The sequence below is a fragment of the Clostridium sp. HCS.1 genome (assembly GCF_047900555.1).
Classification (GTDB): Bacteria; Bacillota; Clostridia; order Clostridiales; family Clostridiaceae; genus Clostridium.
The window spans coordinates 2095554-2119610 of the sequence record NZ_CP170704.1 but is presented as its reverse complement, the minus strand read 5'-3'; the positions used below and the strand labels follow the sequence as shown (position 1 = coordinate 2119610).

The 24057-nt window shown below is 26.9% G+C and carries 26 protein-coding genes; 21 read left to right on the top strand and 5 right to left on the bottom strand.

The genetic code is table 11. The annotated features are described in order from the left end of the window. Window positions 1–17 precede the first annotated feature (17 nt). From ACFYH6_RS10025 to ACFYH6_RS10000, 6 genes are all read left to right on the top strand, one after another. Window positions 18–2360, top strand: a complete 2343-nt coding sequence (locus ACFYH6_RS10025; RefSeq protein WP_416178532.1) for a xanthine dehydrogenase family protein molybdopterin-binding subunit — start codon at window positions 18–20, stop codon at window positions 2358–2360. Between the two features lie 36 nt (window positions 2361–2396). Next, entirely contained in the window at window positions 2397–3713 is a 1317-nt protein-coding gene (uraA, locus tag ACFYH6_RS10020; RefSeq protein ID WP_316343454.1) for a uracil permease, read from the top strand. Between the two features lie 232 nt (window positions 3714–3945). After that, window positions 3946–4506, top strand: coding sequence for a hypothetical protein (locus ACFYH6_RS10015; protein WP_316343455.1), 561 nt, complete (start codon window positions 3946–3948; stop codon window positions 4504–4506). Window positions 4507–4524: 18 nt separating this feature from the next. Further along, on the top strand, window positions 4525–4707 hold the full coding sequence (locus tag ACFYH6_RS10010; RefSeq protein WP_316343456.1) for a hypothetical protein: 183 nt from the start codon (window positions 4525–4527) through the stop codon (window positions 4705–4707). 10 nt (window positions 4708–4717) lie between these two features. Then, window positions 4718–5236 (top strand): hypothetical protein, encoded by a 519-nt coding sequence (locus tag ACFYH6_RS10005; RefSeq protein ID WP_416178531.1) that lies wholly within the window; start codon window positions 4718–4720, stop codon window positions 5234–5236. 62 nt (window positions 5237–5298) lie between these two features. Beyond that, complete coding sequence (locus tag ACFYH6_RS10000; protein WP_316344819.1) at window positions 5299–5496, top strand: hypothetical protein; 198 nt, start codon at window positions 5299–5301, stop codon at window positions 5494–5496. A gap of 28 nt (window positions 5497–5524) precedes the next feature. On the opposite strand, the gene ACFYH6_RS09995 is transcribed toward ACFYH6_RS10000, so the two are convergent. Then, window positions 5525–6004, bottom strand: coding sequence for a hypothetical protein (locus tag ACFYH6_RS09995; RefSeq protein WP_316344818.1), 480 nt, complete (start codon window positions 6002–6004; stop codon window positions 5525–5527). Between the two features lie 73 nt (window positions 6005–6077). Continuing rightward, window positions 6078–6464 carry a PadR family transcriptional regulator gene (locus tag ACFYH6_RS09990; protein ID WP_316344817.1) on the bottom strand — a complete coding sequence of 129 codons (387 nt, stop codon included), beginning with the start codon at window positions 6462–6464 and terminating at the stop codon, window positions 6078–6080. Between the two features lie 174 nt (window positions 6465–6638). Here ACFYH6_RS09990 and ACFYH6_RS09985 point away from each other — a divergent pair, with 174 nt between their 5' ends. The 8 genes from ACFYH6_RS09985 (at window position 6639) to ACFYH6_RS09950 (ending at window position 13244) form a co-directional block, all read left to right on the top strand. Continuing rightward, window positions 6639–6839: a hypothetical protein gene (locus ACFYH6_RS09985; protein WP_416178530.1), complete on the top strand. Its 201-nt coding sequence runs from the start codon at window positions 6639–6641 to the stop codon at window positions 6837–6839. Window positions 6840–6945: 106 nt separating this feature from the next. Continuing rightward, window positions 6946–7272 (top strand): hypothetical protein, encoded by a 327-nt coding sequence (locus ACFYH6_RS09980; protein ID WP_316344815.1) that lies wholly within the window; start codon window positions 6946–6948, stop codon window positions 7270–7272. Window positions 7273–7347: 75 nt separating this feature from the next. Further along, window positions 7348–8289 (top strand): hypothetical protein, encoded by a 942-nt coding sequence (locus tag ACFYH6_RS09975; protein ID WP_316344813.1) that lies wholly within the window; start codon window positions 7348–7350, stop codon window positions 8287–8289. 100 nt (window positions 8290–8389) lie between these two features. Next, window positions 8390–9898, top strand: coding sequence for a DUF1846 domain-containing protein (locus tag ACFYH6_RS09970; protein WP_316344812.1), 1509 nt, complete (start codon window positions 8390–8392; stop codon window positions 9896–9898). Between the two features lie 98 nt (window positions 9899–9996). Beyond that, window positions 9997–11661 carry a ribonuclease J gene (locus ACFYH6_RS09965; protein WP_416178529.1) on the top strand — a complete coding sequence of 555 codons (1665 nt, stop codon included), beginning with the start codon at window positions 9997–9999 and terminating at the stop codon, window positions 11659–11661. A gap of 51 nt (window positions 11662–11712) precedes the next feature. Further along, window positions 11713–12441: an HAD-IB family hydrolase gene (locus ACFYH6_RS09960; RefSeq protein ID WP_316344810.1), complete on the top strand. Its 729-nt coding sequence runs from the start codon at window positions 11713–11715 to the stop codon at window positions 12439–12441. Between the two features lie 75 nt (window positions 12442–12516). After that, window positions 12517–13026 (top strand): hypothetical protein, encoded by a 510-nt coding sequence (locus tag ACFYH6_RS09955; protein WP_316344809.1) that lies wholly within the window; start codon window positions 12517–12519, stop codon window positions 13024–13026. Between the two features lie 62 nt (window positions 13027–13088). Then, on the top strand, window positions 13089–13244 hold the full coding sequence (locus tag ACFYH6_RS09950; RefSeq protein ID WP_316344807.1) for a hypothetical protein: 156 nt from the start codon (window positions 13089–13091) through the stop codon (window positions 13242–13244). Window positions 13245–13271: 27 nt separating this feature from the next. Here the strand turns inward: ACFYH6_RS09950 and ilvA are convergent, their stop codons facing one another. After that, window positions 13272–14471 carry a threonine ammonia-lyase gene (gene ilvA, locus ACFYH6_RS09945; protein ID WP_316344806.1) on the bottom strand — a complete coding sequence of 400 codons (1200 nt, stop codon included), beginning with the start codon at window positions 14469–14471 and terminating at the stop codon, window positions 13272–13274. A gap of 153 nt (window positions 14472–14624) precedes the next feature. Here ilvA and ACFYH6_RS09940 point away from each other — a divergent pair, with 153 nt between their 5' ends. The 3 genes from ACFYH6_RS09940 to ybaK all read left to right on the top strand — a co-directional run bounded on the left by ACFYH6_RS09940 (window position 14625) and on the right by ybaK (window position 16260). Beyond that, complete coding sequence (locus ACFYH6_RS09940; protein WP_416178528.1) at window positions 14625–14780, top strand: hypothetical protein; 156 nt, start codon at window positions 14625–14627, stop codon at window positions 14778–14780. Then, window positions 14780–15640, top strand: coding sequence for an SDR family oxidoreductase (locus ACFYH6_RS09935; RefSeq protein ID WP_416178527.1), 861 nt, complete (start codon window positions 14780–14782; stop codon window positions 15638–15640). Before ACFYH6_RS09940 ends, ACFYH6_RS09935 begins: the two co-directional genes overlap by 1 nt. Before the next feature lie 152 nt (window positions 15641–15792). Next, entirely contained in the window at window positions 15793–16260 is a 468-nt protein-coding gene (ybaK, locus tag ACFYH6_RS09930) for a Cys-tRNA(Pro) deacylase (protein WP_416178526.1), read from the top strand. A gap of 35 nt (window positions 16261–16295) precedes the next feature. On the opposite strand, the gene ACFYH6_RS09925 is transcribed toward ybaK, so the two are convergent. Then, window positions 16296–17891: a DUF2207 domain-containing protein gene (locus ACFYH6_RS09925; RefSeq protein ID WP_416178525.1), complete on the bottom strand. Its 1596-nt coding sequence runs from the start codon at window positions 17889–17891 to the stop codon at window positions 16296–16298. Between the two features lie 110 nt (window positions 17892–18001). Between ACFYH6_RS09925 and ACFYH6_RS09920 the strand changes: the two genes are divergently transcribed. The 3 genes from ACFYH6_RS09920 to ACFYH6_RS09910 all read left to right on the top strand — a co-directional run bounded on the left by ACFYH6_RS09920 (window position 18002) and on the right by ACFYH6_RS09910 (window position 21655). Next, entirely contained in the window at window positions 18002–18958 is a 957-nt protein-coding gene (locus tag ACFYH6_RS09920; protein WP_316344312.1) for a hypothetical protein, read from the top strand. A gap of 131 nt (window positions 18959–19089) precedes the next feature. Then, window positions 19090–20466, top strand: a complete 1377-nt coding sequence (hydA, locus tag ACFYH6_RS09915) for a dihydropyrimidinase (protein WP_316344295.1) — start codon at window positions 19090–19092, stop codon at window positions 20464–20466. Between the two features lie 181 nt (window positions 20467–20647). Further along, complete coding sequence (locus ACFYH6_RS09910; RefSeq protein WP_316344297.1) at window positions 20648–21655, top strand: homocysteine S-methyltransferase family protein; 1008 nt, start codon at window positions 20648–20650, stop codon at window positions 21653–21655. A gap of 54 nt (window positions 21656–21709) precedes the next feature. Here ACFYH6_RS09910 and ACFYH6_RS09905 read toward each other — a convergent pair whose 3' ends face one another. Beyond that, window positions 21710–22426, bottom strand: coding sequence for an HAD family hydrolase (locus ACFYH6_RS09905; protein ID WP_316344298.1), 717 nt, complete (start codon window positions 22424–22426; stop codon window positions 21710–21712). Between the two features lie 282 nt (window positions 22427–22708). On the opposite strand from ACFYH6_RS09905, the gene ACFYH6_RS09900 reads away from it, so the two are divergent. Next, window positions 22709–23908, top strand: a complete 1200-nt coding sequence (locus ACFYH6_RS09900) for an acetate kinase (protein ID WP_316344300.1) — start codon at window positions 22709–22711, stop codon at window positions 23906–23908. Window positions 23909–24057 lie beyond the last annotated feature (149 nt).

Here is a 24057-nt window from a genome sequence, read left to right as displayed (position 1 = left end):
ATGAGGGGGGAATAGCTTTGAATTATGATTATGTGGGCAAAGGAGTAACAAGATTAGATGGAATCGAAAAGGTTACTGGAGAGGCTAAATATGTTCATGATATTAAACTTCAAGGAATGCTATATGCCAAAGTTAAAACAAGTCCATATGCACATGCATTAATAAAAAGCATAGATATATCAAAAGCTAAAGCATTACCTGGCGTAAAAGCAGTATTAACAGGAAAAGATGCTTATCAAAAGCTTGGAATATACATGATAGATAGACCTATATTAGCATGTGATAAAGTTAGATATTACGGAGAGGCAGTAGCAGCAGTAGCAGCTATTGATATTGAAATTGCAGAAAAGGCTATAGAGCTTATTGATGTAGTTTATGAAGAGTTACCCGTAGTACAAGATGTTGAAGAAGCTTTAAAAGAAGAATCACCTTTGGTTCATGAGGATATATCAAGTAATAAATGGATGGAAAATGTATTTAGTCCTGTAATAGGTACAAATATAGCTAACCTTTTTAAAATAAGAAAAGGAGATCCTGAAAAAGGATTTGAGGAAGCAGATATAATTGTAGAAAATACATTTACCCAACCGCAAGTGCTTCATGTTCCTATGGAAACTCATAATGTAATAGGGAAATGGTCAGTAGGAAATAAAATTAAAGTATGGAGTAGTGCACAAGCACCATTTGCTATAAGAGATTTAATGAGTGTTGCTTTAGAAATTCCAAAGCAAGACATAGAGGTTATAGTTCCATATGTAGGTGGAGGCTTTGGTGGGAAAGCAGGTATTCATTTAGAACCACTAGTGGTTTTACTTTCTAAAGCTGCAAATGGTAAGCCAGTTAAACTTTGTCCTACAAGAGAAGAAGAAACTTCTACACTACCATGTAGACAAGGCTTGGTAGCAAAAATTAAAACTGGTGTGAAGAAAGATGGTAAAATAGTAGCAGAGAAAATTGAATATTTATGGGACGCAGGTGCTTATGCAGATTATGGAGTAAATATTGGAAGAGCTTCTGGGTATTCTGCAGCAGGTCCATATGAAATAGATAATATATTTGTAGATTCATATACAATATATACTAATCATATTTTTGGAACAGCATATAGAGGTTTCGGGCATGCAGAGTTCTTTTGGGCAGTAGAAAGACAAAGAGAATTAACAGCTAAAGCTTTAAATATGGATTCATTCGAATTTAGAATGAAGAATTTATTAAAGTCTGGTTCTAAGACTATTACTGGTGAAATAATAACTGAAAATACAGGAAATGTTCAAGAATGTTTAAGAATTGTTAAAGATAGTATAGGATGGGGAACAGAAAAGACTGAAGAAGAAAAAGCTAATGAAATGAAGACAGGAAAATATAAAGGAAAAGGAATAGCAGTTCTTCATAAAGCTCCAGCAATGCCTTCTTGGTCTGCATCATCTGCCTTAATTCAGATGAATGAAGATGGTTCAGTTAAATTTAATGTTGGGGGTATTGACTATGGACAAGGAACCTATACAGTTTTAGCTCAAATTATAGCAGAGAGACTTCATGTTCCTTTAGAAAAAATCCATGTAGTTAATGAAACAAATACAGATACAGCACCTTATGATTGGCAGACTGTTGCAAGTCGTATGACAGTTCTTGCAGGTAACGCAATTATAGAAGCTTGTGATGATTTAGTAGAACAGATTTATGAATTAGCATCAATAGTTCTTCATGCTGCAAAACACGAATTAGCAATAGGTGAAGAATGTGTATATGTAAAACAACACCCAGAAAATAGACTTCCTTATAATAAGATAGCTATAGGATATGTTTATTCAAATGGCAATTCAATTGGAGGTCCATTAATAGGAAGAGGAAAGAGTATAGCTCAAGGATTAACATTCTTAGATCAAGAAACAGGGCAAGGAAGACCAGCTTTAGATTGGACTTTTGGAGCTCATGGAATTGAGTTAGAAGTAGATAAAAATACAGGTGATATAGAGATATTAAAAATAGCATCTGCCTTTGATGTAGGACATGTTATGAATAAAATGCTTTTAGAAGGACAAGTAGTAGGAGGAGTAATACAAGGATTAGGAACAGCTTTATGTGAAGGTATGATTTATGATAATAAAGGCAGGCTACTCACAAGAAATTTTGTAGACTATAAGATTCCTACAATGCAAGACTTACCAGGAAAGATAGAACTTCATTTTGTAGAAACACCACAGCTTGATGGCCCATATGGAGCTAGAGGTTGTGCAGAGCATCCTATGATTTCAATTACATCTGTAATAGGAAATGCAATAGCTGATGCAACAGGAGTAGAAATATATGAACTTCCATTTACTGCAGACAAAGTATATAGGGCATTAAATAAAAGGTAAATAAAATTTTTATAATATATGAAGGAGAGTGAATTAATGAGACGTACTATTGGTGTAGACGAAAAATTACCTTTACTCCAAACATTACCATTGAGTTTTCAACACTTAACTGCAATGTTTGGTGCCACTATTCTTGTCCCAATTCTTTTTGGAGTAGATCCAGCCATTGCATTACTTATGAATGGTATAGGAACAATGTTATACTCCTATATTACAAAAGGAAAAATTCCAATGTATCTTGGATCAAGTTTTGCATTTATTTCTCCAGTATTACTAGTAATTGAGCAGTATGGTGATTATTCATATGCTCAAAGTGGATTCCTTTTTCTAGGGATACTATATCTTGTATTATCCCTTATAATTAGATCTGTTGGTACTAGATGGCTAGACATAGCACTTCCGCCACCAGTTGTAGGTGCAGTTATTGCAACTATAGGTATTGAGCTTGGACCTGTTGCTGCAGAACAAGCTGGTTTACTTGGTGGAAAAAGTGCAGATGTAATTATAGTAGCAATGTTTACTTTAGGTGTAGCAGTTATTGGGTCTTTATTATTTAGAGGTTTTATACAAGTAATACCTATTCTTATTGCAGTAGTTGCTGGATATATTTTTTCATGCTTTATGGGGATGGTGGATTTTTCAGTTATAGCAGCTGCTCCATGGTTTAAGCTACCTACATTTACTGCACCAAAATTTGATATTAATGCAATGCTCATTATTGCGCCTGCTTGCTTAGTTGTAATAGCTGAGCATATTGGAGACTTAATGGTTACTGGAAATGTTATAGGGAAAAATGTTATTAAAGATCCAGGATTACACAGATCTTTCTTAGCAGAAGGTCTTAGCAACCTTATGTCTGGATTAGTTGGTTCACCTCCAAATACAAGTTATGGTGAAAACATTGGGGTTATGGCTATAACAAAAGTATTCTCTGTATGGGTTATTAGAGGTGCTGCTATACTTGCAATTATATTTTCTCTTATTGGAAAGATATCAGTTGTTATTCAAACTATTCCTTCAGCAGTTATGGGTGGAATGACTTTATACTTGTATGGTGTAATTATTATATCTGGTATAAGAATGTTAGTTGAGCAACAAGTTGACTATGCTAAGAACTATAATTTAGCTTTAGGTGCAATTACATTTTTAGTTGGAACATGTGGAGCTACAGTTACAATTGGAGCAGTAAGTGTTAGTGGAATGGTACTTGCAGCTGTAGTTGGTATGATTTTATCACTTATAATTTATGCTTTTAGTAAACTTGGATTATTAAATGAAGAGTATAAAATCAAGTATAGGGACGAGATAGACCAAAGTCATAAAAATGAAGATACTAAAAATATTAATAATTAAATAGTTAATAAAGGCAGTAGAAGAGTTTTATACTTTAAAGTTCAGATACTGTCTTTTTGAATACGTTAGACATTTAAAAGAGAACAAACACTATAATATTTTATAATAAAAAATAAGGGTAAACATTCTTAAATAATATACTCGTAAATAAGCATTAAATAAATATAAAGTGGTGAATTTATGAAATAAATGTTAGAATATAAGTATAATTATTAACAAAGGAGGATGTATAATGGACATAGATTTAATGATATTATTTAATGGTTTCATAAGAAATTATGTCAATTTAGGGTTAAGTATAGGCAGCAAAAGTAAAGATATAATAAACCAAGAGAATAGATATTTTATTACATTAGGTAAATTATTAGGATATTTTGTCTCAAGCAAAAAGAGTGATGACGGAAACATTGAAATAGATTGGAAGGAATATGAGTTTAATACTATTAGTACTTCATCAACGAAATTAAATATAATAAGGGAAATAGACTTAACTAAGGATCTATCAGTAATACATAATTTAATTAATAAAGTTAATTTAAAACCTAACATAAGGTATATGCTTATATTGGAAGTTTCATCTTTCAATAGAATAGATTTTTTAAATAATATTATTAGTACATCATTAAAATCTACTAAGTATGAAGTATTGATAATATATAATGTAAGAGATGTAATAAAAAATATTTTTCACTATAATGCATATTTATTTAAAGATAGTGACACTATTAAAAGTAAGATAGGAATTTCATCAGTTGACGAAGATGGAAATTTAAAAGCTATTTTTAAAGTATAATAAGTAAAGGTGATATAAATGGATATTAAAAAAAGTAGAATTTATGAACTTTGGAACATTGATCATAGTAAAGTAATTATGTATAAGCAAATTATAAAAAATAATACGTTAAATGAATCAATGGAAATTGAAAGTGATAACTTGAATGAACTTATAAAAGAAGTAAGAGTTCAACTTAATAAATGGAATAAAATATCCTAAGGAGATTGTAATGAGTTTAGAACCAATTAATAATTTTAATTTTAAAAATATTATAAATATTAGATTTAATAATATTCTAGATGGTTTTGATAATTATAAGTATATAGAACTATCACCCATTAATAATGAGAGGCTAGATAAGGAAAATGAAGAAAATTTTATTAAGGCTCTTGAAGAATTTTATGATTTAAATGAAGGAAACTTGATTATTGATTTTTATAAAAATAAGTTAAATTATGAGAGTATTAATTTTATAAAAAATAACTTGAGTATTGAAGATAATATATTATTTGAAGAAGTTATTAATGAAGTTAATGATAATGATACTTATTATAAGGTTAATAACAAAATTTATATTAAATTATTAACAAAATTATGTACTAGAGAATTATTCTTTATTACATTTTATTTTTATAAATATCCAATCACAATATGGGGAAATTATAATTTGAGATTCCCTTTATTCTATAATGACATTGAAAATATTAGTAAGTATATAAAAATAGCCCAAATAAATAAGTTATATTAAATAATAACATAAATATACCGATAATAACATAAACATAGTTATTATTGTTTGTGGGTGGGTTTATGTATAAAATAAAAGGTATTTTTAATAAGCTAAATAAAGAAAATACTAGTGATGAAAAAGAGAGTAATCAGGATTTAATTTGTTTTGTTTGTAATAGTGTAATAAATTATGGACAAGCATATATAAGTGATGAAGAATTAAATGTTTATTGCTCTGAGGAGTGTTATTTAAAACAATTAAATTCAAAATATTATTAAAAATGGTACATAGAACTATGTACCATTTTTATATTGTAATTTTAGTATTATCTTTCTCTAAGTTATTAAATAAATATATAGTTGATAATCTTAACTTCCCATTTTCTAAAATCCTTAAAAACCATTGTATATTAGAATTAGCAGAGGATGAGATAATAGAGTTTTCTTTTTTATCAATAGTCTTTAATCGTGGATAAATAGTAGTAGAATAATTATAGTTTTCTAAAGTAACTATTATGCTATATTCATAATTTGTACATAGATCATTTAAGGCTTTTAAATTTATAACTAAAGAATTATCTTCTATTTTAGAAGCACACTTAAGAACTTCACGGGTTTTAATGTTTTTTAAAAATACAGAAATAAATTTATAGTTACTTAAATTAATATCTTCAAATTTAAGCGTTAAATAGTAACTTTTTAATGAATAAAAACTTAATAATTTTTCAATTGAATGAAAATAAAAATGATTTTTTTCATAATCTTCAATATTAACTTGTTTTTTCATAGCTCCTCCTTGGAAAATAATATATAAACTATAATATTTGTATTGCTATGAAAAGATGATAATATTTAAAAAATTATTTTAACATATTAATCATAGTATCTAAAGTAGCTTTTGTTTTATTTAAATTATTAATATAGTCAGCAATATGATTTTTATAATATTCTATGCCACTATCAGTAATAGAATATATTTTTTTACTTCTTTTATTTAAAAATTCATCTCCAGTCCACGTACTTGTAACATAGCCTTTTACTTCAAGATCGTATAGGGTTTCATATATTGTACTGGAAGATACGGGGAATGGTAATGAAGTAGTAGAAAATTTATTTCTAAATTCTTCAAGTACTTTATTTCCAAAAATAGTATTGCCTTTAGACAATTCTTTTAGTATATAAAAGCTATAGAGCATTTTAGTATTTACAACATTTCTAGGAGCAACTAATCTATTTCTTTTTTCCATATAAATACCTCCTTATAAAAATATATTAACATAAAAGAATTATTTTTACAATTAAATAAAATGTTCTTAAATGATATACTCGTAAATGATAAAAAACTAATAAAAATATAAACAGTACCAAAATAAAACTAAAAGAATAGTATATAGTAAACAAAAGAGTAGGAGTTGATAAACATGTCAAAAAGAAGCAGATGTTGCTGTAGTAACAATTGTGGATGTAGATGTGGCTGTGGTGGATTCAATAACTGTGGTGGCTGTGGATTTAATAACTGTGGCTGCGGTGGATTTGGAGGCGGCTTTGGTGGCGGTTGTGGATTCGGTGGCGGTTGTGGCTGGCCATTATTATGGTTATTGTTACTAGGTGGATGTTGGTAATAATGTAATAAAAGGATGCATTAATTTGCATCCTTTTATCTTAGTTAATAGTATATAATAAAGTAAAGATAATAAGAATATGTTAGAATATATTAGAGGTGAAAAGATGCTTGAGAAAAAATGTTTTTGTGAAAAGTGTAAAAAAATTCAACCAATAATTATTAGAAGAAAAAAAGAAACTAAAGATTTTAATATTGGTAAGGTAACTTATAATAAATTATATGGTACTTGTGCTGTATGTGAAGAAGAAGTATATTCTTTTGAATTATCAAGAAAGAATAAATTAGAATTAGAGAAAAAAATAAAAGAATTAGAAGATGAATTAACAATATTAAAAATAATTGAAGATAGTAATTCGGGAATTTTGGAAATACAAGAAAGTGATAAAGAATTAATAAAAGAGCTTGAAAATATTCTTACGAATAAAAAATAAAGAAAAATAATTAGTTATTAAACTTCTAAAAAATTAATATAATATGTGTATAGCATGTATTCCTAGGAGGAAATTATGTTAGATTTACTTGTTTATTTAGATGAGTTATTAATTAAAAATTTAAACTCATTATCATTAAATGGGTATATTGATATAAGAACATATAGAAGAATTAGAGATAGAACAATAGGAGGAAATGCTAGAATAAGTGATAGAAATTCAAATGCATTAGATTACAAAAATCAAAAAGATAAAATTTCTGGATATAAAAGCAGACATAATATATGTGAAGAACATTTTCAAGATGGTTCAGAACGAGTTTTAGGACTAGAAGGCAGAGATTTTGACAGAAATGAGCAAGAAATAAAGAAGATAACTACAGTATTCACTCTTCATAATGACTTGTTAACCAACATGTACAAAAATAATAACGTTATAAATGCCATAAATTTTAAATCAGTAGAAGATCATAATATAAAAGTTGGAGATTATATCGAAATAACTGGCTGTGTTCAAGAAGTTTCTATTCCTTTATATATAGATACATTAATAGATAGTTTAAATTGTTATGGAGTTGATTTTTTAAATGCATATCTAAATAAAGAAAAAGATATTGTAAAAGTTTTAGATTTTGGAATTATTACTAGGCTTTTGGATGGTTTAAAAAATAAAATCACAAAAAATGGAACTACTGATTTAGTTTTAAAAAATTCTGATACTTCTATAGTTCTAACAATTAATGAAAATAATTTTGTTAATAATGGATATAATACTTTTGATTTTATTCAATGTTCTTGCAAAATATTTGGTAAAGTGATGATGATTAAAGAGGATACTGATAAATGTATTAGTTTATTAAGAAAATCATCCCAAGAAGAATATTATGAAAAAGTTTTAGAATCAATTGAACCATACTTAAACATACTTAGAGCTAAAAATATAATTTTACCTAAAAGGCCAAAATGTAATATAACTGGGAAAATGATAATGATTTTACCTATAAGCATATGTATATAAAATTATATATGCTTATTATTTTTTTATAGAAACACTAATCTATTTGAGGTATAATTATTACTTATGAAGGAAGTTAAAAATATAGAAAAGAGGCAGAAATATGAAAGTAGGATTTGATCATAAAAAGTATTTAGAAGAACAATCTAAATATATTTTAGAAAGAGTAAATAATTACGATAAGCTATATTTAGAGTTTGGTGGAAAATTAATGTATGATTTACATGCAAAAAGAGTTTTACCAGGGTTTGATGAAAATGCTAAAATAAAACTACTTCAGAAATTGAAAGAGAAAGTTGAAGTTGTTATTTGTGTTTATGCTGGGGATATAGAAAGAAACAAAATAAGAGGGGACTTCGGTATTACATATGACTTAGAAGTACTAAGATTAATAGATGATTTTAGATCTTATGAATTAGATGTTAATAGTGTTGTCATTACGAGATATGATGGACAACCTGCTACAACAGTTTTCATTAACAAACTTGAAAGAAGAGGAATTAAAGTTTATAAGCATAAAGCAACTGCTGGATATCCAACAGATGTAGATACGATAGTTAGTGAAGAAGGATATGGACAAAATCCATATATTGAAACTACTAAGCCAATAGTTGTAGTTACTGCACCAGGTCCTGGTAGTGGAAAGTTAGCAACTTGCTTAAGCCAATTATATCACGAAAATAAAAGAGGTAATGTTGCGGGATATTCAAAGTTTGAAACTTTTCCTGTATGGAATGTACCTTTAAAACATCCATTAAATATAGCTTATGAAGCTGCTACTGTAGATTTAAAGGATGTAAATATGATAGATTCATTTCATGTTGATGCTTACAATGAAGTTGCTGTTAATTATAACAGAGACATAGAAAGTTTTCCTGTTTTAAAAAGAATAATAGAAAAAATAACTGGAAAAGAATCAATATATAAATCACCAACAGATATGGGTGTAAATAGAGTTGGTTTTGGAATTATAGATGATGACATAGTTAAAGAAGCTTCTAAACAAGAAATAATAAGAAGGTACTTTAAAACAATTTGTGAATATAAAAAAGGATACATAGATAAGGATACTGCAGATAGAGCAAAGCTAATAATGGAAGAATTAAATCTAAAGGAAAGTGATAGAAAAGTTGTAATTGAAGCAAGAAACTATTCTTTAGAGAAAAAAATTGAACATAATAAAAATGATATTTATTCAGTAGTATCCTTAGAATTAAATGATGGTACTATAATTAATGGTAGAGAGTCAGAAATAATGGATGCACCAGCAGCAGTAATTTTAAACTCCATTAAGTATCTTGCTAATATTAATGATGATATTCATTTAATATCACCGGTTATATTAGAACCAATACAAAACCTAAAAAGTAATACATTAGGTATTAAAAATACTATCTTAAATTGTGAAGAGATATTAATAGCTTTAAGTATTTGTGCTGCCACTAATCCAACAGCACAAGCTGCTTTAAATAAGTTACAATGTTTAAAAGGTTGCCAAGCCCATTCAACAGCTATTATTTCTAACAATGATGATCAAACCTTCAGAAGACTTGAAATAGATATAACTTGCGATCCAGAGTACCAAAGTAAAAATTTATATTATAGTAACTAATAATGAAGCTGTTTTAACAGCTTCATTATTTTTTTACATTATTTATTTTAAATATATTTTTGGGTAATACTACTCTTAAGAGAATAGGAGGTTTTTTTATGGAAAAAGAAAGTTTAATAAAAATTATTCCACTAGGTGGAGTTGGTGAAATAGGTAAAAATATAACAGCTATTGAAGTAGAAGATGAAATAATAGTAATAGATTGTGGTATTGCTTTTCCAGATGAAGAAATGTATGGGGTAGATCTTATAATACCAGATATATCGTATTTAATAGAAAATAAAAGTAAAGTTAAAGGATTTTTTATTACTCATGGACATGAAGATCATATAGGAGCAATACCTTATATATTAAAACAACTAAATGCACCTATATATGGAAGTAAACTAGCACTAGCTATAATTGAAATAAAGCTTAAAGAACATAATCTACTAGAAACTACTGAATTAATTACTGTAGACCCAGGCTCAAAAGTGGAATTTGAAAGTTTAAGTGTTGAATTTATTCAAAGTACACATAGTATTGCAGAATCATGTTGCTTATCAATAACAACTCCTCTTGGCATAATATTTCACACAGGAGATTTTAAAATAGATTTAACACCTATTGATGATAAAGTAATAGATTTAGATAGAATATCTACTATAGGGAAAGAAGGGGTATTATTACTTATGGCTGATAGTACCAATGTTGAGAGAAGTGGATATACAATGTCAGAAAAATCTATAGGAAATACATTTAATAGAATTTTTAGTGGCGCTAAAGGTAGAATAATTATAGCTACTTTTGCCTCCAATATTCATAGAATGCAACAAATTGTAAATTCATCTTTAGAAAATAATAGAAGAATAGCTTTTTCAGGTAGGAGCATGGAAAGCATATCTAAGCTTGCCTTAGAACTTGAATACTTACATATACCACAAGATATGATTATTGAAATTGATGACATAAATAATTATAATAATGAAAATATAACTATTATAACTACAGGAAGCCAAGGAGAACCAATGGCTGCATTAGCAAGAATTGCCTATGGAAATCATAAAAAAATAAAAATTCAAAAGGATGACTTATTTGTAATATCAGCTTCTCCTATACCAGGTAACGATAAGCTTATTTCAAAGGTTATTAATGAACTATTTAAAAAAGGTGCAGAAGTTATTTATGAAGATTTAGAAGAAGTTCATGTTTCAGGCCACGCCTATAAAGAGGAACTTAAACTAATGCATAGATTAATAAAACCAAAATATTTTATGCCTGTTCATGGAGAATATAGGCATTTAAAGCATCACAAAGATTTAGCAATGACACTTGGAATGAATAATAAGAATATTTTCATACTAGAAAGAGGAGATATATTAAAGATAAATAAAGAAGAGGCTAAATTAGATGGAAAGGTTTCTTCAGGTACAATTTTAGTAGATGGATTAGGTGTGGGAGATGTAGGCACTTTAGTTTTAAGGGATAGAAAGCATTTAGCACAGGATGGATTAGTTAACATAGTTGTTACTATTGAGAAAGAAAGTTATGCTATAATTGCTGGACCTGATATTATAACTAGAGGTTTCGTTTATGTAAAGGAATCAGAAGAGTTGATAAATGAACTTAAAGAAATAGCAACTGAAGAATTACAAAATTGTTTAGATGAAAAAATCTTAGAATGGTATTTAATTAAAACTAATATAAAAAAGGCATTAGAAAGATTTATTTATGATAAAACAAAAAGAAGACCAACAATTATACCAATTATTATGGAAATTTAGAAAAAATGATATATAATATAGTATAATATAAAAAAGAAATGGAGGGGTTTTATGAAAAATATAGCAGCATTTTTTGATATTGATGGAACAATATATAGAGAAGGATTAATTACCGAAGTTTTTAAAAAAATTATTAAGTATGAATTAGTAAGTGAAAATAAGTGGTATAAAGATGTAAGACCTGCCTATTTAAAATGGGATAAAAGACAAGGGGACTACGACACTTATTTACTTAAGATGGTAGACATATATACTGAAGCTATAAAAGGAATAAATAGTTACCATATTGACTATATAGCTAATAAGGTTATAGAACAAAAAGGTGATAGAGTTTATACTTTTAGTAGAGAAAGAATTAAATGGCATAAGGATCAAGGACACATTGTAATAGCAATTTCTGGTTCTCCTAGTGAATTAGTTAAAGAAATGTCTAAAAAATATAATATGGATGATTATAAAGGAACTATATATAAATTAGACAGTAACAATAAATATAGTGGAGAAGTTATACCAATGTGGGATCATGAAAGTAAGTTGTCTGCTATAAAAGAATTTGAAAAGAAATATAATATTGATTTAAGTAAAAGTTATGCTTATGGAGATACATCAGGAGATATAACTATGTTTAAATCTGTAGGGATACCATATGCTATAAATCCAACTAAAGAACTTCTAGATAAAGTTATGGAGGATGAAGAAATAAAAAATAAAATAAAGGTTATAGTTGAACGTAAAGATGTTACTTATAGCTTAGATGTAAATTGCATAAATCTTATATAAGAAATAGACAATATACTTCTTAGGATATATAATATTAAAGAATATTACATTTAATATTATTTTAAGGAGAAAAACATGCTAACTATAGACAATAAAGTAATAGAAGAAAAAATTAAGCAATTAAAAAAAGCCATAGAAATAGTTGGAGGAAAATCTTTATTAAATGAATTTAAAGATAATGGAGATTTAGCTAACTATATATTAAATAGTTCTTTCCAAGGAGAAAAAGTTATATTTAAAGTTATGGATAATGAATATACAGTTAATGAATTGCTTAAGTTAAAATTAGATTATGAAAAAAATTATATAAAAAATAAAAAAGTGTACATAGAAAAGATATCTTATAAAATTAAAGAATATAATACTTATTTAGATTCACTTATAAGAAAGTATAGAAAAAATGGTGGATTAGAAGAATTTAGAAGTATTAAAGAAGAAATTGATTTAAGATATTGTCAGGATATTAATAACTTCTTACTTAATAAAATAGGAAAAGAAATAGAAAATAGTACTGATTATTATGGTGAGTATTTGGAATCAAAAAAAGAAGACTTTATAAATTCTATAATATGTAATATAGTTTAAATAATAAAATATACTCTTAAGGGGAAAATAATACTGAAGTACAACCTTAGGAGGTAGTAATTATGAAGAATAAACTAATGAGAAGCATGAAAAGAACAATGAAAAAAGGCAAAGCTAAAGGTATGATTCTAGTAGAAATAGCTGATGATTTCATGGATGTTATTCAAAATGCAAAGTTATATAAAAAAATGAATAAAAAAAGAAAAAAATTAAGATAATAATAAGGAGCTGTTTTAAACAGCTCCTTAATACATTTGATTGATTTTAAAACCATTATTATATAGCTCAGATTTAATTAATTCAATATGATCATTGCCATTAGTTTCAACAGTAACTTCTAACAACACGTTTTTTAATCTATTAGAAGCTTTAAATTGATTGTGCTCTAATTGTACAACATTTGCATTTAATTCAGATAATATCCTTGATATTTCTTGAAGTTGACCAGGAATATCAGGAAGTTCTACAGAAAAACAAAATAGTCGTCCTCTTTCAACTAAACCATCACTTATTAAAGAGGATATAGTTAACATATCAATATTACCACCGCTAATTATTGAAACAACTTTCTTATCTTTTAAATCTAATTTTTTTAATGCAGCTAAGGATGCAACTCCAGATGCTTCTGCTAATAATTTATGCCTTTCACATAAAATTAAAAATGCTTCAGCAATTTCTTTATCTGATACTGTTACAATTTCATCTACATATTCCTTTATTAAACTATAAGTTAATTCTCCAGGAGATTTGACAGCAATACCATCAGCAATAGTATTTACAGAAGGTAAAGATATCATTTTTCCTGATTTATAGCTTTGTTCCATGGCGTTAGCACCTTCAGCTTGTACACCGATTATTTTGATTTTTGGATTTATTTCTTTAGTAGCTAAGGAGATTCCACTAATTAGTCCACCACCTCCGATTGGACATATTATTACATCAATATCTTCAAGGTCTTCAAATATTTCTAAAGCTATTGTACCTTGTCCATAAATAACATTCATATCATTAAAAGGATGTATAAAAATAGAATCATTTTCAGATTCAATGGATTTTGCTTTTAAATAAGCATCGTCATAACAGGTACCATTTAATACTACATTTCCGCCAAAATTTTGAGTAGATTGAATTTTTAAATAAGGAGTGTTTTTTGGCATAACTATAGTTGACTTTACACCAAGAAGATTTGCTGCATAAGCTACTCCTTGAGCATGATTACCAGCTGAAGAACAAACAACACCTTTAGACTTTTCATCTTCACTTAAAGATCTAATTTTATTAAGAGCTCCTCTAATTTTATAAGCTCCAGTTACTTGTAAGTTCTCACATTTCATGTATACTGAACAATTATTAATTGAAGAAAAAATATTACTATGTATTAAAGGAGTTTTGGTAATAATATCTTTTATATTTTCTTTTGCTTTTTTTATTTCATTTAAATACATATAAGTCCACCTCTAGATAATTTAATAATAAAAGTATTATATCATTTTATTACAATATTATGAATATTTTTAAAATTAATATATTATTGTTTATTAATAAAGTATAATTTATTAAAAATAATACAAAAATATATAAAGAGAGGAGGCGGAAAATTGGATGATAACTTGATGGATTTAATTAATGTTGGCAATTTTACTAAAATTGCTGTAAAAAGATTCGAAGAAAATATAGTTAATAAAACAAACTATATTGAAAGTGTAAGAAGAGAAAGATTAGGAGAAAAAAGTAGTTTTAAGGAGGAGAAATAATGAATACAGAGTTTACAAATAAAATTCCAGCTCAAGAGCAAGATGTACAACCTGGAAAAGAAGAAGTTATGAATCCAACACCAGTATATAAAACTAATACTCCAGGTCATGGAAAACTTAAGGATAAAGTAGCAGTAATTACTGGTGGAGATAGTGGAATAGGAAGAGCAGTTTCTATTGCCTATGCTAAAGAAGGAGCAAAAATAGCCATTATTTATTTAAATGAAAACGAAGATGCAGAGATTACAAAAAAAGAAATAGAATCATTAGGCGGAGAATGTATTTTATTAAGTGGTGATATAGGTAATGAAGAATTTTGTATAGATGCTATAAATAAAATAAAAGAGAAATTTAATAAAATTAATATTTTAGTAAATAATTCAGCAGAACAACATGTATGTGAAAAATTAGAAGATATAACTAAAGAACAATTAGAAAGAACTTTTAAAACTAATGTTTTTGGAGCTGTTTATGTTACTAAAGAAGTACTTAAGCATCTATCAAAGGGTGATTGTATTATAAATACAACTTCTATAACTGCTTATAATGGAAATGAAACATTAATGGATTATTCTATGACTAAAGGAGCACTAACATCCTTTACTCGTTCATTAGCCATAAATTTAGTTAATAAAGGAATAAGAGTAAATGCAGTAGCACCTGGTCCTGTATGGACACCACTTATTCCAGCATCCTTTGATGCATCAGAAGTAGCAAAGTTTGGAAAAGATAATCCAATGAAAAGGCCTGCTCAACCAGTTGAACTGGCAGAAGCATATGTATTTTTAGCTAGTGAAGGAGCTAGTTTCATTACTGGAGAAACAATACATGTAAATGGAGGAGCAAATGTAACAACATAAAAATAATTTTAAACAACAATTTTTTTATATAGAACCTTCAAATTATATATATCATTTATAATTAAGTAATTCAGTTTTAATTAATTTTGCTTAATTATAAATAGAATTATTTATTAAAAGTGATATAATTATCTTATTTGGAGGGAAACTATATGGAAGAAAAAACAAATGTAATGCGAATTTTAGATAAAAAGAAAATTAATTATAAGAGTTATTCTTATGTAAATACTGATGCAATAAGTGGAGTTGAAGTTGCCGATGTTCTAGGGCAAAATCCAAATCAAGTATTTAAAACTCTTGTTACAGTTGGAAAGTCAAAAAACTATTATGTTTTTATGATACCTGTAGAAAAAGAGTTAGATTTAAAAAAAGCTGCTAAAAGTGTTGAAGAAAAATCTATTGAAATGATAAAGTCTAAAGATCTATTATCTCTTACAGGGTACATTCATGGTGGATGTTCACCAATAGGAATGAAAAAATTCTTTAAGACAACTATAGATGCTTCAGCAAAGGAACTTGATACAATAATTTTTAGTGCAGGAAAAATAGGTTATCAAGTAGAAGTAAATTTAGATGAATTAGAAAAAGTAATCAGATTTCAATTATCTGATTTAGTATAATAAAAAATAAGGAGGCTGTTTAGACAGCCTCCTATTTAAAATGCTCCAGAGCCTCCACCGCCACCACCTGTAAAGCTACTTCCAGATGAAAAGTTATTAAAGCTACTATCATTACTTTGATTTATAGTATTTTCTGCTGAAGAATGAATTTGGTTAAATAGAAACATGTTATTAAAATAATAATAACCATAATTATTTTTATTATTATTGTTATCTTTAAATTCAATATCTAAGTCTTCATAATCAATTCCTAATGCAGAGGAATATATTATAGATTCCTTAATATTAAATAGATCTTTCTTTTCTAATAAAGATATTAAATGATTTTTATATGCCTGCCATTTTAAGAATTCATTATAAGCTTCATTATTTAATACTTCTTTATTTCTAATAGTAGTAAATAGATTAAGTCTTCTTCCATCTATATCTATTTGATTAATGAAATCATAATAAGAATTATTAAATCTTTTCGCTTTTCTTGTGCTTTTTTCTACTAGTTTCTTTATTGATAGAAGATTAAATTCTTTGTTATCATCTTCATATCTTTTAAACCAATTAATCAGTATTTTTAAATGAGGATACTTACAAGAATCAATATCTTTTACTCTTGTAAAAGTCATATTTTCAACTTTACTATTTTCATCTAAAGAAGTATTTAATTTATATACTCCAATATTAGCAAGATATAATAAAGTTGATGGAACAATTGACCAAGATATATTATCTCTATTATAAATATAAGCAACTATAGTTGGGCTTTCTTTAGAAGGTGGGTAAAGTAATAAATCTTCTTTTAAAAATACATATTGAGAACGATATTCTTGTAATGCTTTATTAAATAGTTTTTTATTATGTTTATGAATAATGAAAAATATTAATGCAATTATAGTAATTAATGAAATAGGATAAATTAAATATATTGGATTAAAATCTTCATCTTGGAATTTAGCATCATTGTAATTACTTTCTATAGGAGATGTATTTAAATAGCTTTTCTGAAATCTCAATTTAATTCCTAAATCAGAAGTTAAATTTTCGCCAGTTAATATAATATTATTTTCTGTAGTTTCAGTATTAAAGCTACCATCTCCAAAAATTGTATAATATAAATCTTTATTATTAAATTTATCATTTGAAAGTTTTAAACTTAAACTAACATTATTTACAGGATAATCTTCAGAAGCTGTATAAAAACTCCAATATAAAGAAGAATAATCTTGGTACCTTTCTGCTGCATTTTTAGCAGTAAAGCGAATTTTAAATTTCTTTTCTTCATTAGAGCTTTTAGAATAAATCTTTATTTGTACTTTATCATTAGATTCTAGAATTTCAAAGCTATTATTAGATGCATCATCCTGTTTTTCTAAAATATACTCACCTGTTGAGTCAATAACATTAACTTCAGAAATATCATATCCTTCAGAGCCTTTTAAATTTAAATCTAAATAAATCCCATTAAAATCACCATTAAATTTATATGTAAATATTTCATCCACATATAAATCTCCATTTTCTTTAATTTCAGCATTAATATTAAGGTTTTCTATATTATATGATTTTGGGCTAGCTGAAACATTAATAGGAATAAGTAATAGGAATAAAAAAAATAAAAAAATTGCAATTTTTTTCAATAAACTCTCTCCCTTTTTATAGAATAAATACCCTACTTATATTATACTTTAATCTTTTACAATTTATAAGTATATTAGTATAATATTGTATGTATAAAATGTGTAAAGGAGTGATTTCTTTGAAAAGAATTTTTGAATTAACAACAAAGGATATTGAGGGAATTAATAAGAATGAATTGAAAGAAATTATTAAAGGATCTGAGGGTAGAACTGTTATGTCTGAATCAATAATTAGTTACACCCCTTATATAAGAGAAGTTTCTAATTTAGAGCTTGCTTCAAGCTTTGGTGCAGATATGCTAACATTAAATACTTTTAATTTTGAAAAGCCATTTATATTTGGTATAGATGGAGGAAATATCTTATTTAATGATTTAGAAAATATATCAAAAGAATATGAGAATAGTGTAAAAAGAAATTTAAGTGATGAAAATTATATAAAAAACGTAAAAAAACTAGTTGGTAGATTAATTGGAGTAAATTTAGAGCCAGTTCCAGAAGGAAGTAACTATGAAAAAGGCTATACTTTAAATAAGGAAAATCTAGAAAAGGTAAAATACTATGGATTTGATTATGTAGTATTAACAGGAAATCCTAATACAGGTGTTAATGCTGAAACCATTTGTAATGGAATTAAGTTAGCAAAAGAAATATTAAAAGATGAAACTTTAATTATAGCAGGAAAAATGCATGGTGCGGGTAGTGGAAATATATATGATGAAGAAACTATAAAAGGATTTGTAGAAGCAGGAGCAGATGTTGTTTTAATACCAGCACCTGGTACAGTTCCAGGATTTGATTTAACTTTAGCTAAAGATATTATTTCTATGATTCATGAAAATGGAGCATTAGCAATGACTACAATAGGAACCTCTCAAGAAGGTTCAACTAAATCTGTTATTGAAAACATAGCCTTAAATTCTAAGATGGCAGGAGCAGATATTCAGCACATAGGTGATTGTGGAACTTTTGGTATGGCGCTACCAGAAAACATTATGACTTTATCCGTTGCCATTAGAGGGATAAGACATACTTATAGAAGAATGGCACAATCTATATTAAGATAGCTATCATAATGATAATTTTTATCATAATGATAAAAACTTTAATGAGTTTTAGTGGCTTTGAAAGAATTTTTCATTGGCATAATGGTTGCTTAGATATAAGTTAAATAAAATTAGAAAGAGAAGTGAATAATATGTCTTTACTAATTAAAAATGGAACTATTGTTACAGCTAGTGATACTTATAATGGAGATATTTATATTGAAGAAGGAATTATTACTGAAATTGGTACTAATATAGATAAAGCAAGTGATGAAATAATTGATGCAAAAGGTAAATATGTTATTCCTGGGGGAGTAGATGTTCATACCCATTTAAATTTAGATGTAGGTATAGCAGTAGCTAATGATGACTTTTATACTGGAACTGTAGCAGCTGCCTGTGGAGGAACTACAACAATTATTGATCATATGGGTTTTGGTCCAAAGGGATGTGATTTAAAACATCAAGTTAATGTATATCATGGTTACGCTGATGGAAATGCTGTTATTGATTATAGCTTTCATGGAGTTATTCAACATATAAATGATGATATTCTAGAGGAAATGGAAAGTATAGTTAAAGAAGAAGGGATACCAAGTTTTAAAGTATATTTAACCTATGATTATATGTTGGAGGATGAAAATGTTTTAAAAGTTCTTAAAAGATTAAAAGAACTTGGTGGAATTACAACAGTACATTGTGAAAATCATGGAAGTATAAAGGTATTACGAGAATATTTTGTGAATAATGGATTTAAGACTCCAAAATATCATCCATTAAGTAGACCTGCAGAAGCAGAAGGTGAAGCTGTAAATAGAATGATTAATTTGGCATCAATTGCAGATAATGCTCCATTATATATTGTTCACTTATCTTCTAAAATAGGTTTAAGCTATATAAAAATGGCTAATGAAAGAGAAAAAAATATTTATGCTGAAACATGCCCTCAATATTTAGTTCTTGATGATAGTAAATATGAGGAAGATAATAATGAAGGACTAAAATATATTATGAGTCCTCCTTTAAGGAAAAAAGAGGATATTGATGCTTTATGGAAGGGTATAAATGATGGGTATATAAAAACAATAGCAACAGATCATTGTCCTTTTTCCTTTAAGACTGATAAACAACTTGGAAAGGATGATTTTACTAAATGCCCTAATGGAGCTCCAGGAATTGAAGAAAGAATGCCTTTAATTTTTTCAGAGGGAGTAATGAAAAACAGAATTAGTATTAATAAATTTGTTGAAGTATGTTCAACTAATCCTGCTAAAATTTTTGGAGTTTATCCCAAAAAAGGAGTAATTCAAGTTGGCTCTGACGGAGATATAGTAATTATTGATCCTACTATAGAAAAAACTTTAAAGGTTAAAGACTTACATTCCAATGTAGATTATTCAGCATATGAAGGAATAAAATTAAAGGGATATCCTATTATGACTATATCAAGAGGGAAAATAATAGTAAAAAACAATATTTTTATAGGTGAAAAAGGATATGGTAACTTCTTGAAAAGAAATATTTTATAAAAATAGTAACGGTATTTAATATACCGTTACTAAAATTAAATTTCATACTCAAAAATGTTAGTAGATAGTGTTTTAATGGATACTAAACTATTATTAATCCCGCTTAAGTAAAAGCTGGAGTTGGGTAATAATTTAAATTTAACATAAGAGAAATAGATTTTTTGCTTAAGGGGGCAACAAAATGAAATCTAACTTAACATTAATTGATGATTTAAATAATAGAATATTAGTTATAGATGGGGGAATGGGAACAAATATTCAGAATTATATGCTAGATGAAAAAGATTATAGAGGAGAAATACTAAAAGATTTTTCCTTTAATCAAAAAGGAAATAATGATGTATTAAGTATAACTAATCCTAATATTATAAAAAGTATACATCGTGGCTTTTTAGAAGCTGGAGCAGATATTATTGAAACCAATACTTTAAATGCAAATAAAATTTCTCAAGAAAAATTTCATTTAGAGGAATTAATCTACAAATTAAATTATGAAAGTGCAAAAATAGCTAGAGAATTATGTGATGAGTTTAAGTTAAAAGATGGGAAAAAAAGATATGTTGCTGGATCAGTGGGACCAACCGATAAAATGGCATCATTGTCTCATAATATGAAAGATTCCAATTTAAGAAGTATTAATTTTAATGAATTAAAAGAAGCCTATAAAGAACAAATAAATGCATTAATAGATGGTGGAATAGATATAGTATTAATTGAAACAGTCTATGATTTATTAAATGCAAAAGCAGCAGTTATTGCAGCAAATGAAGTTTATAATGAAAAAAATAAAAGCTTACCTATTATGATATCATGTACTATTAGTAATAAATCTGGAAGGATATTATCTGGTGAATATATATTAGATTTTGCAAATTCAATTAGAAATAATAATATTATATCTATTGGTTTAAATTGTTCTTTTGGAGCTAAGGGGCTAATAACTTTTATAAAAGAGCTTTCAGATTCACAGGAATTATTTATTTCTGTTTATCCTAATGCTGGAGTACCTAATGAACTTGGTTTTTATGAAGAATCTCCTAGAATACTAGCATCATATATAGAAGATATGCTAAGAAAAGGATATGTAAATATAGTTGGAGGCTGTTGTGGAACAACCTTTAGTCATATTAAAGAAATATCTAAAGTAGCTAATAAATATAAACCAAGAAAAATTAAAAATATGCTTTAGATTATCTCAACAAAAAATGCAATATAAAAACTATATGTTTTTATATTGCATTTTTTATTTTAAAATTAAAGATTTAACATTTAGAAAGTTTCCATCTAAAATTTTATAAGTACTTTTTATTGGATTTTTTAAATCAGGTGATAAATTTGAATGAATATATAATGTGTCTAGCCCTAAATCAAGAGCAGGTTCTATATCACAAAAATAGTCATTACCTATCATAATTGTTTCATTAACATTAAGATCATGTTTATTAATTAATTCATTATAAAACATTTTATTAGGCTTACATACCTTTGATTCAGAAGAATATAAAATATCATCAAAGTAGCTAGTTAAACCTAAGAGATTAATTTCATATGATGTGAATATTTTCTGAGCATTAGTCAGTAAATATATTCTTTTATTATTTAATTTTAGTACTTCTAATAATTCAACTACACCATTATATAAATTTAATTTATCTATTGAAAGTATTCTAAAAAAATGAGATGTATTTTTTATTAATTCTTCAGTTGGTGATACATTTTTCAATAAATACAATTCTTCAAAAATATATTCAATAGGGAAATCAGGATGATCAACATTATTAGCCCTTGATATATGTTTTTTTATGAGTTCATTATATTTTTTCTTAATTTCAAAATTTTCATATTGAGCATTGTTATAGGAATAAAAGAGACTAAGTTTATCCCAAATTAGTGGTTTTTCTTCATTTGTATTAATATCAACTAGTGTACCATATAAATCAAATATGTAATTGTTATACATAATATTCACTCCTTTCAATAAATAAGATTCTAACTAGATTTAATAAATCCTTCTTTAATATTAAATTAGTATAATATTTGTACTTTTATACAAAAAAGTATAATTATCATTGATATATTTTTATATAAAAAATAGTAAAACTAAGTTAATTCAAATGATATTAGGTGAATTAACGGATAATAATTATTTTTTATCAAATATCGAACAATCTATCAATTTGAATATATAGATTTTTAGTGTATTATATAATTATAAAGAAATATAAAAAAAAGGAGATATCAAATGAAAACTTTAGTTATTAACTGTGGAAGTTCCTCTTTAAAATATCAATTAATTGATATGGAAACAGAAACTTCATTAGTGCAAGGGTTAGTTGAAAGAATAGGGATAGATGGCTCAATACTAACACAAAAGGTTGAAGGAAGAGAAAAATATATTATTAAGGAAGACATGAAAGATCATAAGGCTGCAATAAAACATGTTTTAAATGCACTTGTAGATGAAAAAAATGGTGTAATTAAATCAATGGATGAAATAAGTGCAGTAGGACATAGAGTTGTTCATGGAGGAGAAAAATATTCTCATTCAGTAATAATTGATGATAACGTATTAGAATCTATAAGAGATTGTATATCACTAGCACCATTACATAATCCACCTAACATCATAGGTATTGAAGCTTGTAGAGAACTTATGCCAAATACACCAATGGTAGCTGTATTTGATACTGCATTCCATCAAACTATGCCAAAGGAGGCATATATATGTGCTCTTCCATATGAATTATATGAAAAGTATGGAATAAGAAAATACGGTTTCCATGGAACATCACATATGTATGTATCTCAAAAAGTTGCAGAAGTTATGGAAAAAGATATTAATGATTTAAAGATAATAACTTGTCATTTAGGAAATGGATGTTCACTTGCTGCTATTAAAGGAGGAAAATCAATTGATACTTCAATGGGCTTTACCCCACTTGCTGGAGTTATGATGGGTACTAGAGCTGGAAGCATAGATCCTTCAGTAATTAGCTTCTTAATAGAAGAAAAAGGATATACTATAAATGAAGTGGATGAAATATTAAATAAGAAGTCTGGTGTTTTAGGAATATCTGGAGTATCTTCAGACTTTAGAGATGTTTTAGAAGAATCAGAAAAAGGTAATGAAAGAGCTAAACTTGCCTTAGATATATTTAATTACAAAGTAAGAGCACAAATTTCTGCTTATGCTGGTATAATGGGTGGAGTAGATGTGATAGTATTTACTGCAGGTATTGGTGAAAATTCATCAATTACAAGAAAAGAATGCTTAAAAGGACTTGAATTCTTTGGATTTAATATAGATGATAATAAAAATTCAGTAAGAGGTAAGATTCAAGAAATTTCAACAGATGATTCAAAGGTTAAGGTCTTTGTAATACCTACTAATGAAGAACTTATGATTGCTAGAGATACTTTTAAATTAGTTAATAATAAATAGAATAAAATAATAATTAATAAAAGGCAGATTTCTTTGATCTGCCTTTTATTTTGTTAAAACAAAGGAAAAATGCACATGAGTAACTCAATTTACAAAATTTGTTTAAAACTTAATTGTATAGATGTTATAATAATATGGGAATTAGGGTT